Source organism: Dapis hubbardiae BLCC-M172 (genome assembly GCF_050016015.1).
In the GTDB taxonomy this organism is placed as follows: Bacteria; Cyanobacteriota; Cyanobacteriia; order Cyanobacteriales; family Microcoleaceae; genus Trichodesmium.
Genome location: NZ_JBNHEQ010000215.1, coordinates 34,959 through 50,390, shown reverse-complemented (window position 1 = coordinate 50,390; position 15,432 = coordinate 34,959). Strand labels below are relative to the sequence as shown.

General features: G+C 36.1%; 10 protein-coding genes and 1 tRNA gene. 6 read left to right on the top strand and 5 right to left on the bottom strand.

All coding sequences use genetic code 11. The features are described from left to right. A partial coding sequence (locus tag ACP6PK_RS20040) for a BamA/TamA family outer membrane protein (RefSeq protein WP_426562043.1) occupies window positions 1-2,233 on the top strand: 2,233 nt, incomplete at its 5' end. A gap of 892 nt (window positions 2,234-3,125) precedes the next feature. Here ACP6PK_RS20040 and ACP6PK_RS20035 read toward each other — a convergent pair. After that, complete coding sequence (locus ACP6PK_RS20035; RefSeq protein ID WP_426562041.1) at window positions 3,126-3,326, bottom strand: hypothetical protein; 201 nt, start codon at window positions 3,324-3,326, stop codon at window positions 3,126-3,128. Between the two features lie 761 nt (window positions 3,327-4,087). Next, the gene (surE, locus tag ACP6PK_RS20030) at window positions 4,088-4,792 is read right to left on the bottom strand and encodes a 5'/3'-nucleotidase SurE (RefSeq protein ID WP_426562039.1); all 705 of its coding nucleotides are present in this window, start codon (window positions 4,790-4,792) and stop codon (window positions 4,088-4,090) included. A gap of 479 nt (window positions 4,793-5,271) precedes the next feature. Between surE and ACP6PK_RS20025 the strand changes: the two genes are divergently transcribed. Further along, window positions 5,272-9,552: a tetratricopeptide repeat protein gene (locus tag ACP6PK_RS20025; protein ID WP_426562037.1), complete on the top strand. Its 4,281-nt coding sequence runs from the start codon at window positions 5,272-5,274 to the stop codon at window positions 9,550-9,552. Between the two features lie 304 nt (window positions 9,553-9,856). Here the strand turns inward: ACP6PK_RS20025 and ACP6PK_RS20020 are convergent. After that, window positions 9,857-9,929, bottom strand: a tRNA-His gene (locus ACP6PK_RS20020). 96 nt (window positions 9,930-10,025) lie between these two features. On the opposite strand from ACP6PK_RS20020, the gene ACP6PK_RS20015 reads away from it, so the two are divergent. From ACP6PK_RS20015 to ACP6PK_RS20005, 3 genes are all read left to right on the top strand, one after another. Then, complete coding sequence (locus ACP6PK_RS20015; RefSeq protein WP_426562035.1) at window positions 10,026-11,561, top strand: protein kinase domain-containing protein; 1,536 nt, start codon at window positions 10,026-10,028, stop codon at window positions 11,559-11,561. A 481-nt stretch (window positions 11,562-12,042) separates the two neighbouring features. Further along, window positions 12,043-12,291: a type II toxin-antitoxin system Phd/YefM family antitoxin gene (locus tag ACP6PK_RS20010; protein WP_426562033.1), complete on the top strand. Its 249-nt coding sequence runs from the start codon at window positions 12,043-12,045 to the stop codon at window positions 12,289-12,291. Between the two features lie 122 nt (window positions 12,292-12,413). Then, window positions 12,414-12,803, top strand: coding sequence for a type II toxin-antitoxin system VapC family toxin (locus ACP6PK_RS20005; RefSeq protein ID WP_426562031.1), 390 nt, complete (start codon window positions 12,414-12,416; stop codon window positions 12,801-12,803). A 170-nt stretch (window positions 12,804-12,973) separates the two neighbouring features. On the opposite strand, the gene xseB is transcribed toward ACP6PK_RS20005, so the two are convergent. Together xseB and xseA are read right to left on the bottom strand one after the other, a co-directional pair. Beyond that, a complete protein-coding gene (xseB, locus tag ACP6PK_RS20000) occupies window positions 12,974-13,171 on the bottom strand; it encodes an exodeoxyribonuclease VII small subunit (protein ID WP_426562029.1) in 198 nt (65 codons plus the stop codon). Window positions 13,172-13,175: 4 nt separating this feature from the next. Next, complete coding sequence (xseA, locus tag ACP6PK_RS19995; RefSeq protein WP_426562027.1) at window positions 13,176-14,360, bottom strand: exodeoxyribonuclease VII large subunit; 1,185 nt, start codon at window positions 14,358-14,360, stop codon at window positions 13,176-13,178. Between the two features lie 567 nt (window positions 14,361-14,927). Here xseA and ACP6PK_RS19990 point away from each other — a divergent pair. Then, window positions 14,928-15,432: pentapeptide repeat-containing protein (locus tag ACP6PK_RS19990; protein ID WP_426562025.1), on the top strand; the 505-nt coding region annotated here is incomplete at its 3' end.

Below are 15,432 nucleotides of genomic sequence, written 5' to 3'. Positions count from 1 at the left end.
TAAACAGTTTATTGCCAGTATTCCCACTACAGAAATAGTTGATTATGAGACTGAAAATTCTCAGAATGTAGTTTTAGGAAAATCAACAGAAACTAAATCAGAACTCTTAGTCAATAAACAGTTTATTGCCAGTATTCCCACTACAGAAATAGTTGATTATGAGACTGAAGAATCTGAGAATGTAGTTTTGAAAAAATCAACAGAAACTAAATCTCAACCATTAGTAAATAAACAATTTAATCCCATCATTTCTCAAGAAAGTAATTTAATTAATAGCGAAATTACTCAAAATCAACAGAAATTAACATCTAACTTAGCTTTAACCTCACTACCAAAAGATGAACCTGTAGAACCAGATAGCAATACTACACCTATCCCAACAGAATCAGAAAAATATACTCCCCCTACATCACAACAAGCACAAACCTCTACAGAAGAAGGAGAACCCTTAGTACTAGTAGCTGAAGTTGTAGTTATTGGAGTAGACAGAGAACTCGAAGATCAAGTTTACCAAGTCATTAGCACTCAACCAGGACGCACAACCACTCGATCTCAACTACAAAAAGATATTAACGCTATCTTTGCTACTGGTTTCTTCAGAAATGTGAAAGCATTACCCGAAGATACTCCTCTAGGTGTACGGGTAACTTTTGAAGTCGAACCCAACCCCGTATTGAATTCTGTAATAATAGAAGGTGCAGAAGTATTTCCTGAGACTGAAACACAGAGAATATTCAGCGATCAATATGGTGAAACTCTAAACTTGAAAGTTTTTGAAGGAGGTGTCGAAGAAGTTAACCAGTGGTATCAAGACAATGGTTACGTTCTCGGACAAGTTATCGGTGCGCCTCAAGTTGATGACGATGGTACTGTCACCTTAGAAGTTGCAGAGGGGGAAATTAAAGAGATTCAAGTGCGCTTTGTGGATGCAGAAGGAGAAACAGTAGATGAAGAAGGTAACCCCATAGAAGGTCGTACCCGTGAATATATTATCACTAGGGAAATTGAGCTGAAACCAGGAGATATATTTCAGCGACAGACAGCAGAAAAAGATATTAGAAGAGTGTTTGGTTTAGGAATTTTTGAAGATGTGAGATTGGGGTTAGAACCAGCACCAGACGATCCTAACACGGCAGTTATAATTGTAAATGTTGTAGAGAAAAGTACAGGTTCTCTAGCATTTGGTGGTGGGGTTAGTTCTGCAAGTGGGTTGTTTGGTACAGTGAGTTATCAACAACAAAATATTGGTGGTAATAATCAAAAATTAGGTGGTGAGTTTCAGGTCGGTGAACGATTAGTATTAGCAGATGTTAGTTTTACAGATCCTTGGGTGGGTGGAGACGATCATCGACTCTCTTACACTGTTAATGCGTTCAGACGGCGAGCAATTTCGGTGATTTTTGATTCTGATGATGATAACGACCAGCGCGATGTCGATCTGCCTAATGGTGATAACCCACGGGTTATTCGTACAGGGGGTGGGGTTAGTTTCACTCGTCCGTTTATTCCTAACCCGTTTGTCGATCCACAGTGGACTGCTTCTCTGGGATTAAAATATGAACGGGTAGAAATTCAGGATAGTGATGGTGAAGTTGAACCCAGGGACGAATTAGGTAATAAATTGACTGCTGATGATTCTGGTAAAGACGATCTATTGACTATTCAATTTGGTATTGTTAACGATCGCCGTAATAATCCTCGACAACCTACTTCTGGTAGTTTGCTGCGGTTTGGTACAGAACAGTCTATTCCTGTAGGTTCAGGAGAAATTGCTATGAATCGTTTGCGAGGTAATTTCAGTTATTTTATTCCAGTCAATTTTACTAAGTTCGCTGATGGACCTGAAGCTTTAGCTTTTAATTTACAAGCAGGTCATATAGTAGGAGACTTACCTCCTTATGAAGCTTTTCCTCTGGGTGGTACTAATACAGTCCGTGGATATGATGAGGGTTCGGTGGCAGCAGGTCGTACTTTTGTGTTGGGAACTGTTGAGTATCGCTTTCCTGTATTTAAGTTTCTTGGTGGTGCCTTATTTGTTGATGCTGCAACAGTATTTGATAGTCAAAGTTCTGTAATTGGTAATCCTGGAGGTGTAAGGGAAAAACCAGGAGATGGTATAGGTTATGGTGCTGGTATCCGGGTACAGTCTCCTCTAGGTCCGATTAGAATTGATTATGCTATTAATGATGAAGGTGATACTCGTTTCCATTTTGGTATTGGTGAGCGGTTCTAATATCAGGCGCGATCGATGTTTATTACAAATCTTTAGACTGATTCTAGGAGTCAGGAGTCAGAATACATAGGGAACTACTTTTGGGAGCAGGAGGAGCCACGCTTACAAGGGTATGTTTTTTACTTTTGATGTCAAAGAAGTATGGGGTAGAAAAAAGCACATTTTTATTAAGATTTTATACTGAATAAAAGTGATTACTCACCCCTTTGTTAAAAACTTACCTGTGTAATACCAATTCCCATGCATTATTGCTATACTTGGGCGATACTTCAGTTATTAACCGCTCGGTACAATCAGAATCATTTTTTGGCTGATTTGAGCTAGTTTAATGTTAATTATTCTTATGTTTGCTTCTCCGGTACGGACGTTGCACAGGCAAAAATGCGTTTTCCGTTCCGGAATCCTCCGCAAACATGTCGCTCCGCGTTTAGCTAAGGCAAAACTTTCCTGACGGAATGCTCCGCAAACGTTAACGCTACGCGACATATAAAGCGGAGCTTTGCGTCAGCAAAACGTCCCTACACTCCCCTACTCCCCTGCTCAAGTAAATATAGAAAAGTTTTTGAGAAATGGTGTAAGTAAGAGTAAGGAGGAATAGGAATAAAAGAAAAAAATTTCCCGTTTATCCCCTTGAAAGAGGAGGCTTGAGACCTTATTTATTTAGTCAAAAGTCATTTCTTAATAGCCAACTCCTGACCTCTAGCCGTTGGTTCAATAATTGATAATTGATAATTGATAATTGATAATTACCTCTCCCTAAAAGGAAGAGGATTGAATAAAAGGAAAATAAATTCATTGTTTCTCCTTGATCATGAGAGGCTTTAAACCTTAATTATTCAGTAAGTAAATATTTATCCAATTAGTATGGATGCTGTATTTCTATTTCTACTGTTTATCTGTCGTCTCTACCTTTACCTGGTGTAATATCTTCGTCATCTTTTGGATCTTCTTGATCTGCCTGAGCAATAAGTTTCCATGACCTTTGTTGATAAAATTGTTCTTGAGCAGTCAAATTACTCGTAATTGCTGGAATCATATTGAGTCCTGTCAATACAGAACTGATAAGAATGATTGAAACTATATATTTAGACATTATTTAAGGATTGGTAATAAGGTGTATTCTCTTATTCACAATTTGTATTTATAGCGCTGTGCTCCGGGAACAGGCACTATTGGAACAGGCAACAGGGGGAATAAATTGCCGATAATATAAGACTTATAGCTCTTTTGCCCCTACTACAATTTGTAAATATACCAGCACTCATTGCTATACAATGCGGAAAGTATAGGTGGGAAAATTTACAAGTATGTCCGAAGCGACTGGAATGGAGTGGAAGCAAGCAATCTTAGGGCTTTAAACTGCATCAACATTTCGTTAAATAGTCAGGTTTATTCATACCTACCTACTTACACTGACGCAGTATTTGACATTGCTAAATTCCGTTTTGCTATTTGGATAAATATTTGGGATAAATCTCTTTCTCTGTTCCCTATTCTCTTTCCTTTTGCCTATCAACATAGTGCGTGTAACATTTTTGTATCGGTGTCGTGAAATATGTAAGGATATTACATCAAGCGTGAAATAAGAATGCTGTACTTATACCATTTATCAAAAATCTTGCTATATCCGATCGGGGTGAGGCAGGGACGTTTCACTGCGTGACATGAAACGCATTTTTGTTATGCAACGTCCTTACGGAAGTGTGGGAGGTGGGGGGATAGGAAAAGTAGTGATAATCTATACTAAAGCTCCTAAATAATTGTCAAAAACAAACTTTGAATCTTGGTAACTATTGAGGTGTTCAAGTATAGCATTACTTTTAGTAATTAGTATTAGGTGAAATTTCAATAAACTTAAAGTTGAATCTTGGTAATGGCAATATTACCAGCAAAGCAAACATCTACATCTGTTCCTGGAGCGCGATCGCGTTCTTCATATTTCCCTGCATAATAAAAATCTTCTCCTTCCATCTGATAAGCTACTGGCAATGGTTGGGTCGATGGTTCGCAAAATACCATTTTTGGGTCTGGTGCTTCTGGTTCTAAATAGGGGAAATTTACATTCCAAAAAGCTCCTGGTTCAATGGGGCGGTTGAGTAAATCTGTTAATACTATTTTGGCCAAACGAGTTACTCTAGGCCAGTCCACAGGCTTTTTTCCTTGACGATATTGAGACAGGGCGATTCCTGGGATTCTATGAAATGCTGCTTCTCTTACTGCGGCTACAGTTCCAGATATGTAGACATCTACACCCATGTTACCCCCTGAGTTAATACCTGACAGCACCCATTTGACATTTTTATTTATGTGTGTTATGGCGATTCTCGTACAATCTGCTGGTGTACCTGCGATCGCATACTCAACCTCAGACAGACATTTGATATTAATTGGCCCATTCGTAGTAACTTGATGTCCACAACCAGATAATTGTCCTTGGGGAGCAACAATAATACTATCGTCGAAAGATAGTAGAGGTAAATCAGGATTATTTACAGCTTCCCATAGTGCTTTAATACCAGGAGCATTAATTCCATCATCATTAGTGAGAATAAACGTCATATTTCTTAATATTTTTAACTTAGCTAAACCGAAACTATAACATAAAAAAAGAAATATTTTTGTACTATTTAATACATCTGCGTAGGAGTCAAAAGTAATATCAATCAAGTAATCTCATATTTGCAAAAATACTTTTTTCCTATACCCTATTCCCTATTCTCTGTTCTCTGTTCCCTCTCTTGGTGCGCATTCCCAAGCCAGTCCGTTGGGCGGGTCTGCCGACTTAAAGGAACTGGCGTTTGCGTCTGTCGCCGACGCGGGGTCGCACCGCTGTTCCCTGTTCCCTAAAAGCGATAAATTTTTGGCTTTATTCACGCATTGAGATGCACCCTAATATTTATTGTCTCAAAACATTAACTGACAATAATTTCAGACAATTTGATCGACAAAAAAGTAATCAGGATGGAAACCAATTGATATTAAGTGGATTACAGGAAAAAAAGTATTGTGTTAAACTACTCATAAACTAAAGATAAAGAGTGAAAAGTCAATGTATGTTATTGCCTGCTGTTTTACACCCTGATATAATTGAGTTTCTCCGAAAAGATGTAGAAAGTAATTTACAAAAGAAAGTATGGGAATGTATTAAAAGACTAAAACACCAACAATTTAATAGTGGATTACGGGTAAAAAAGCTCAAAGGAATAAACAAAAGAGTATGGGAAGCTAGAATTAATAGTGCTAGTCGCTTAATTTTTACCTACGATAAATCACAGCGACCAGAAACAGGAAAAACGCAAGTTTATCTAGCAATTCAAGATATTTGTTTAGACCATGATGATGTATCACGACGTGCTAAAGCCAGGCAAAAAAGCCCTGATTCTGAATGGTTAGAAACAGCAGAATTTGAAGTCATTGTAGAGACCAGAAATTTCCAAAATCAGGATAATGATACAGATAAAAATATATCATATTCATCAGTAGAAAAAGCAAATATTGAAGCAGTGAAAGCTTTGGATTTGGAAACTAATTCAGATTTAACAGATGACGAATTGTTAGGAAATATTGAGTGGCGAGTATTAGAGTCAGAAACAGAATGGCAAAAAGCGATTATTGAGCAAAATACAGATTTACCTTTAAAGCTGACTCCAGAAGAATATCAATTGGCTAAATTGTCAGGAAATCTATTATTAAATGGTAGTGCAGGTACAGGAAAAACCACAGTAGCCTTATATAGAATGCTCCAAAAAAAACAGTATAGCAATTTAGGAAAACGTTTATATATTGCCTATAACGATTTGCTAGTTAATAATGCTGAAGAACAATTTCATCACATAGTCACTGCAAATAGTCAATTAGAAGCAGAATCGAAATACTCAACCAATCAAATAGTGTTTGAATTTAAAAATCTCCACCAACTATGTTTAGAAATTATGGGCAATCATCAGATAATATATTATCCTCAAGATGAAGTTAACTATCAAGTATTCTCGGAAATGTACAAAGCACATCCTTTCAGAAAACAATATCCAACAACTTTAGTCTGGGAAGAAATTAGAAGTATAATCAAAGGTAAACAACTAGCAATTACAGAAAATATTTTATCAGAGAAAGAATATGAAAAAATTAGTAGAAATAGCATGATATTAATGCCTAATAAACATCGAAGAGAGATATATAAAATAGCAGAATGGTATCAAAAAAAACTCCAGAAAGAAAAATTATATGATGACATAGATTTAGTCAGAAAAGTATTGCAATTGCTAAAAAATAATCCTCGAAAAAAATATGATTTAATTGTTTGTGATGAAGTACAAGATTTAACAGAAATACAATTAGAATTATTATTTAATTTAGTTACTCCCAGGGGAAATTTATTCTTTGCTGGAGACTCTTATCAAATGATTAGTCCTAGTGGTTTTCGCTGGGAAACACTAAAAGATAAATTTTATCCCCACAGAAAAGTAGAGCAACAAACTCTGAAATTTAACTTTCGGAGTGTAGGAAGTTTAGTAAAATTAGCAAATCAACTGCTAAAATTGCGTTCTAGATACTTAGGAGAATCTACAGGATATTATTCCAGGACTAATAGTATTTATGGTCAACCAGCTAGACTAATTTCAGCAGATAATCAAACATTAGTCAAAACATTAAAGGAAACATCTCTATATCCTGGTGATGCTATTTTAGTCAGAAAAGAATCAGATAAAGAAAGAATTAGAGCGGAACTAAATTCTAGTTTTGTTTTTACAATTGAAGAAATAAAAGGATTAGAATTCGATACAGTTTTTATCGTAGATTTTTTTCAGCCACAAGCAAAACTTTGGAGTAAAGTAATACGAGGTGGGGTACTAAAAGAAAAAGAAAAACCACAACTACAACTAGAATTAAACTTACTTTATGTAGGAATTACTCGTGCCAGCAGAATATTAAATATTTGGGAATCAGAGCTTAGTCAACTTTGGCAAGAACCAGAATTAACAGGTTTATTTCAGTCAATAATTCCTGAATTAGTAAGAAGCGATCGTATAGAACCTAGCCCAGAAACGTGGCGTAAACAAGGACAATATTATCTAAAAGCCGAGTTTTATCAACAAGCGAAAGAATGCTTTAGTAAATCTGGCGATGTAATTTTAGAGAAACAAGCTCAAGGCAAATTATTAATTCAAAAACAAGCTTATAATGAAGCAGCAGAAATTTTTGTTGAATTAAAAGAATGGCAAGATGCAGCACTGTTATTTGAAAAAGTAGAAAAATGGCAACAAGCAGCAAAATATTGGGCAGAAATTGGGGAATATAATAAGCAAAAAATTTGTGAAGCTTCTCAACTAGAAACAAGTCTAAAATGGTCAGAAGCAGCTAAAAAATGGGAAGAAATCCCAGATTTTGCTAATGCTAAACGGTGCTGGATGAATATTCCTGAAAAAAAAGCAGAATACCGCGCTATTGAATTTGAAAAGAAGAAACAATGGCTGAAAGCTGCTACTGAATACGAGTTAGCAAAAATGCCTCAGAAAGCAGCATTTTGCCGAGCTAAAGAATTTGAAAAGAAAAGACAATGGGAAGATTCTATTACCCAATATGAAATAGCAGGTATGACAGAAAAAGCCGAAAAATGTCGTCAGGAAGGAGCAGATGCATTACACCAACGGGGATTAATCAAACTACAAAAAAGAGATAATACTGGCGCTCTAGAAGACTATAATCTTGCCATACTTCTAGAGCCAAATAATCATCAATTTTATCACAATAGAGGTATTGCAATTGCCCAAATGGGAAACTTAAAAGGGGCTATAGAAAATTTCCAAAAAGCATTAGAACTCGATCCAAAAGACCTGCAAATCTATAATAATTTAGGAGCAGTTTATGTAGAATTAGGAGAATTAGATCGAGCCATAGAGCTTTTTTCTGAAGCTCTGCAATTAAATACTGAAGAATCTCAAATCTACCAAAACTTAGGAGTAGTTCGTTTTAAAGCTGGAGATCCGCAAGGAGCTATAGCAGATTATAATCAAGCCATACAATTTAATCCCAATAAAGCAGAAGCTTACTATAATCGAGGTATTGCTCATCGTTTCCTTAGAAATAACCAAGATGCAATTGATGACTTGACAAAAGTATTACAACTCAATCCTAAAGTTGTAGATGCTTATACCCAGAGAGGTATTATCAGGTTTGAGATGAAAGATATACAAGGAGCAACTGCCGACTTTAATGAAGCCATTAAACTTAATCCTAAACATCCTGAAGCTATCTACAACCGAGCCGTAATTCGTCGTCTGACTAAAGATAACCAAGGTTCACTAGCTGATTTTAATCAAGTTATCAAGATTCATCCTAACTATATGGATGCTTACATCAAACGAGGTATAGTTCGTTTCGATATTGGAGATCATCGCGGTGCCCTAGAAGACTTAGACCACGCAGTAAAACTTCAACCCGAAAATGCAGAAGCTTATTACCATCGAGGTAATACTAAACGCAGTCTAGGAGATTTTCCCGGCTCGATCGCTGATTTTGAGACTGCGATAAATTTTAACCCTCAATATCATCAAGCTTATAACGATATGGGTATTGTCCGCCTGAGAACAGGAGATATTTCAGGCGCTATGAAAAACTTTGAAGCAGCCATACAAATCAAGCCAAACTATGCTGAAGGTCATAACAACCGAGGTTTTACAAAGTTTAGACAAGGGGATATTTCAGGAGCAATGAAAGACTTTGAAATAGCTATAGAAATTAATCCCAACTACGCCGAAGCATACAATAATCTAGGAAATTCTCGCTTTCAAACAGGAGACTTTGAGGGAGCAATGAAAGACTTTGGTGAAACTCTACGCATTCATCCCAAATATGTTCCTGCCTATAATAATAGAGGTTTAGCGCGTTTGAAATTAGGAGATTTTTCTGGAGCGATCGCTGATTGTGATGCAGCGCTAAAAATTAATCCCAACTATGCTTTAGCCTACTATAATTTAGGCTTAATTCATAGTGAAATGGGAAATTTACCACAAGCTATTGCAGACTACAACGAAGTATTACGACTGTATCCTAGAAAAATTGATGCTTATATCAATCGAGGGTTAATTTATCTGAAGTTAAAAAACTATACCCAAGCTATTAAGGATCAAACCAGTGCTTTGAGTATTAATCCTAATCTTCCTCACGTTTATTCTTTTCGTAGCGAAGGATATATTAAGTTAGGACAATTAAAAGCAGCTCTTGATGATTTGCATAAAGCAGCAGAAATTTACCAGGAACAAGGAAAGCAAGAAGAATACAAAAAGGTTATGAATGTAATTGAGAAGATAGGAGAATAAGAGGAGTTAGAAGTCAGGAGTCAGGAGTCAGGAGGAATAAAAATACAAATGGAGACAAATTATGGATGTTTATGATTACCTATAAAAACTGAAACCTTCAAGAAAAGTCCACCTATATCACCTACTCAATTGATCCTCTCTATCCCCACTCAAACTAATGTCCATTTTCACAAACCATCTATAAAGATGGACAATTAATCACTTGTCCCATCATGCTATACTTAATTGATAGAAAAACGAGAGAAACTAACGATTACACCATGATTCATCTGGTGAGAGTCACTTAGAGAGAGGATATAAAAAGGGCGAACGATGGGACTCGAACCCACGAATGGTGGAACCACAAACCACTGCCTTAACCACTTGGCCACGCTCGCCATATCTATTTTTCTTACAGTTTATTAATATAGCACTACCAAATTATATTTGTCAACCCCCTTGACAAAAATATAAAATCTAAAACTTCCGCATCAATGAGTTATTGCGTTAATTCCCAATGCCCCAAACCCGAAAACCCAGATACAGCAAGCTATTGCCAGAGTTGCGACTCTCCGTTAATTCTCCAGGGACGCTATCGTATCTTGAAAAAAGTCGGTCAGGGAGGCTTTGGCAAAACATTTTTGGGCGTAGATGAACAACATCCTCTGAAGCTCCCGTGTATTCTTAAGCAAATATCATTTCCCACTCTCGACCCCGAAAGCCATCAAACAACAGCTAGACTGTTTCGGCGAGAGGTCATGCGGTTAGCGCAGTTGGGGCAACATCCACAAATTCCCCTACTTTTAGCTCATTTTCAATACAATCAAAATTTGTATTTAGTACAAGAATATATTGAAGGTCTGACATTAAAGCAAGAATTACAACAGGGTCTCTTCAGCGAAGAACAAATATGGCAACTTTTGCGGGAGTTACTGCCAGTATTAAAGTTTATTCATCAACATCAAATTATTCACCGGGATATTAAACCAGAAAATATTATTCGTCGTACTTCCCCACCTATTAACTATCAAAAACCACCCCATTTACCAGGAGAAAATAAACTGGAAAAATTAGGAAAAGTGGGAGAAATTGTATTAATTGATTTTGGCGTGGCGAAGTTGCTGACAGGTACTGCTTTAATTAAAACTGGCACCATTATTGGCAGTCCCGAATATATGGCACCGGAGCAAACCAGAGGTAAAGCACTGCCAGCAAGTGACTTATTTAGTTTGGGTGTAACTTGCATTCATTTACTGACGGATGTTGCACCCTGGGATATGTTCGATGTTATTAATGACTGTTGGAGATGGCGAGATTTTTTGCCGAGTGGGAATAGTGTGAGTCAACGTCTCGGTAATATATTAGATAAGTTGTTGCAAAATTCTGTGAGTCAACGTTATCAGACAGCGGAACAAGTTTTGGAGGCGTTGGAGTCTCGCTCTAATATTGTCAGGCAACCTGTAGAAAATCTTGAGTCTTTAGCGTTGGTAAATCAAAAGTCACATCAGTTAGCTATTTTGCCATCAGTTCAGAGTTTAGTAGGGAGGTTTATTCCGCAAATTATGACACTGGATGAAAATGAATTAATTTCGGCAGTGGGAGTAGAGTATGGGAAATTGCAGTATTTGTTAGCAGTGCAAAAATGGCAAGAGGCGGATGTAGAAACCTGGGGAGTTTTGTGTGAAGGTTTGGGGAAGAGGAGAAAAAGTTATTTGTTTCAGGGTGATATTAATAATTTGCCTTGTGAAGACTTGCTGACTATCGATCGCCTCTGGGTAAAATATAGTAGGGGAAAATTTGGGTTGAGTGTGCAAAAACAAATTTATGAAAGTGTGGATGAAGATTATGGAAAATTTTGTAGTCAGGTTGGTTGGTTGACTTATAATTTACATTTTCGCGATCGCGGATTTAAGTTTAGAAATTGGGCACCAGTTGGTCATTTACCTTCAAGAATTTGGTCAGGTGGTAAGAAGTGGTGGAGTCATGCGGAAGCGATGGCGAAAAAGTTGGATAAGTGTGGTTTTAGGTAGTTAGGTGTTAGGTTTTAGCTGAAATAGGACTTACGCAGGCGAACCCAGAAACCCGGTTTATCCTAGATGTTTATGTCTTAAAAAGAATGATTTACCGTAGAAACCGGGTTTCGCGTGCGTAAGTCCTATGAAAGAATTTTCTGGGAAGGTTGAGGTATCAACTATAAAAGTAGAAAAAATTTCATTTTGAGAATTATCAGCTATAATTTAGTATAGTAGTGAACTGAGAATCTAAAATAGTGCAATAGTAGGGGCGGGTTCCTCGTTAAATTAACGATTTTAACTATTAAATGAAATAAACCCGCCCCAAAATCTAACACACAAAATTAGTTGTTTCAGTCTAGTAGAATTTTAATGCACCTTAGACTTAAAATCAGCAATATAGTAGATGATTTTGAGGTAATATTTAAAATAGCTTTTGCTACTTTCTCAGATATTGTTTAGTTTAAATAAATATTCTTAACAATAAGTAGGCACAATTATGGAAACCATAGATATTAAGCAAGCCCTCTCACAAATTGAACGATTATTAGAAACGGTTGCTCAAGGAGAAATAATTATTATTACGAAAAACCACCAACCAATGGTAAAATTAACCTCAGCTCAAGCTCAACCACAGACTAAACGACCTCCTTTATTTGGTAGCGATCGAGATATGATTTCTATAAGTGATGATTTTGATGAACCTCTAACAGATTTCAAAGAATATATTTCATTAATTGATAATTGATAATGGATAATTGATAATTACCTCTCGTTAAAACCAAGATGATTGAAGATCAGGAAATATCATTTCTTTATTTTCCTCTTAAAAGGGGAGGCTTTAAACCATAATTATTTAATAATTGGGTAATGGGACTATTACTAGATACTCATAGCCTAATTTGGTTCTTTGCTGATAGCTCAAATTTAAGTGATATTGGATGTAATTTGATGGAAAACCCAATAAATCAAAAACTAATTAGTTTAGCTAGTGTTTGGGAGATGGCTATTAAACAAAGTAAGGGGAAACTAACTTTACCTTTGTCTTTAGAGCCTTATATTGAAGCAAAAACTCAATTAGAAGATTTTACAATTTTGCCTATTAATTTAAAGCATTTATCGTTAGTTAGTAACTTACCTTTTCACCATAATGACCCTTTTAATCGATTATTAATTGCTCAAGCTATGATCGAAAAAATACCTATCTTAAGTCGAGATTCTATTTTTGACAAATACAATATTAATCGGATTTGGAATTGATTTCCTTAAGTATTTTCTATTTTGGCAGCTTTCTAACGAGCTGTCACCGTGAAATATTGAGTAATTAATAACTATCTAACTAAGCTAAGAATTAAACTACACCCCTGACTCCAAATATTTATCCATATTAATCTGTACATCCGTGGCAAAATCTTTGTGTGATATCCCTCCTAAAAATCATCCTCTAAAGTCTCAATTAATAAATTCATTTTTTGCTCACCTTGAGAAAGAAAAGCTTCACATTTTTGTAAATCTTCCACAGCAAGAGAAAACTTTTCAAATATCTCCTCTAATGTTAATTCCCCTGATTCAATTTCAGCAATAATCTCTTCAATATTAACGATAGTTTCCTCATAATCAAATTCCATTTTTTTACTCCATATTCTCAGATTCTAAAATATCCACAATTTTTACTTTTACCTTACCACTATTTAACTGGATTATCAATTCTTGGTTGCTTGTTAAATCCGACGTTGAATTTACTAACTTACCATCATTTTTTTGTACAACTGCATAACCTCTAGATAAAACCGCTTTTGGGTCTAGTGCTGCTAACTTTTGCCTTAACATCTGACATTTAACAGTTGCTTTGTCTAAAGTTCGGGAAGTTTGAGGAATATTTTTTAGACGATTTTTCAGAGACTTTAAATTTGCCTTTTCTTCATTAAACCTAGTTTTCAAAGCATCAATAATTCTTTCAACTCTTTGACAATGTTCGGCATAAAGTTGATTTTGGTCTGGCACAACTTTTTCTGCTGCTGCGGTGGGAGTATGAGCAGAATAATCTGCCACTAAATCTGCTAAAGTTTCATCTCTTTGATGACCGATACCCGTAATAATTGGAATTTTACAATCAGCAATTACTCTGACAACTCTTTCATCATTAAAACAGGATAAATCTTCCACTGCTCCACCGCCTCTAGCTAAAATTATTACTTCGGCACGTCCGTCTAATTCTACTTTTTTTATGGCTTCAACTATGGCAGGAGGAGCAAATTCTCCCTGTACTAATGTTGGGGATAATAATATTTTTACCAGAGGAAACCGTTGTTTAATTGTGCGTTGAATATCTCCCCATGCAGCAGCAGTATCCGAGGTAACAACGGCAATTGTTTGGGGAAATTTGGGGAGATTCTGCTTATTTTCTTGGTCAAATAAACCTTCTGTTTTTAGACGGGAACGCAGTTGTAAATAGCGGAGATTTTTTATTCCCTCTCCGGCAAGATATACATTATCAACTATTAATTTATAGTCGCCTCTAGGCGGATAGAGACTAATTCTACCTGTGACAATTATTTGCTCTCCTTTTTCTGGTTGATGGTGAATATTTTTTAGGGTACTTCTCCAAATAGCACAGGGAAGAGAGGCAGAGTTATCTGGTTCGGAAAGTGTGAAATATAAGTTTCCTGAATTTAGCTTTGCGCTAGAGACTTCTCCGATAACTGATATTTGTTGGAGTTGGTAATCTTCTTCTAAAATGTCTTGGATATAAAAGGTAATTCCTGCTACTGAGAGGGGAGATTCTTCTATGAATTGTTCGGGAATATTTGCCGTCATTGATAATAGTTGGTTGGGATTGGTTATTGTGGGTAAAGTTTACAATAGATGGAAGTTAAAAGTCAAAATATTAAGTAGGGTGTGTGACGGCATTATTAATTATATCTTTGAGAATTTATATTCCTGTGGCCGTCACGCACCGTTAGAATAGAATGGTACAATAAGTGTAGGTTGGGTTGACGTAGGAAACCCAACAATAAGGCACTGAATTTGATTTTTTTATCTCCTTCAAAGGGAAAACTTGAAGCACAATTTTCTGCTCTTATGCCAAATTTAATTTTGAGTGCTTATAATTTCTCCTTGACTAATTTTAGGAGTGGAGTAATAAGATTATTTTACTCAAACGTTATAGTTTTGTATGAGTGATCGCTCTATAGTAATTCTCAATGATTTGCGTGTGAAAACTGTAGGGATTTGGTTGAGAAATCCCATTTATACTAGGGTTTGGAGACCAAACCCCTACGAGAAAATTTTACAACTTATTTAGGATTGCTCGAAGAATGAAATTATTATTGGTTTGACTTTTGGAGTTATAATATAGTAGTTGTTAATAATGTGAAGTTTGATATGGATGCTGAAGAACTTTTAAAGCGTTACGAGAGTGGGGAGAGAGATTTTCGGGATGTAGATTTAAGTGGTATTGATTTAAGCAAGGCTGACTTGCGTGATATTGATTTGAGTAATGCTAACTTGACGAAAGCTAAATTCAAGAGAACTAATTTAACTTGTGCTAATTTAAGTCATGCTAACTTGAATAGTACCGACCTACTTGCGGCAAATTTAAATTGTACTAATTTATCAAATACTAATCTGAATGAGGCAAGTTTACTCGGAGCGAATTTGTTTTGCGCTAACTTGCCAGCTAACTTGACAAATGCTGACTTGCGTAGTGTTAAATGGGAAGATGCAGATTTGGGGAGTATTATTTTTCCTGAAATTTCTTTTAACTTAAGTCATGCAAAATTAAATAGTGCGACTTTGACTGGTGCCAACCTAACTAATGTTAACTTAAGTCATGCAAACTTAAGTAAAGCTTATTTACGTTACGCTTCTTTATGTAAAGCAAACCTCA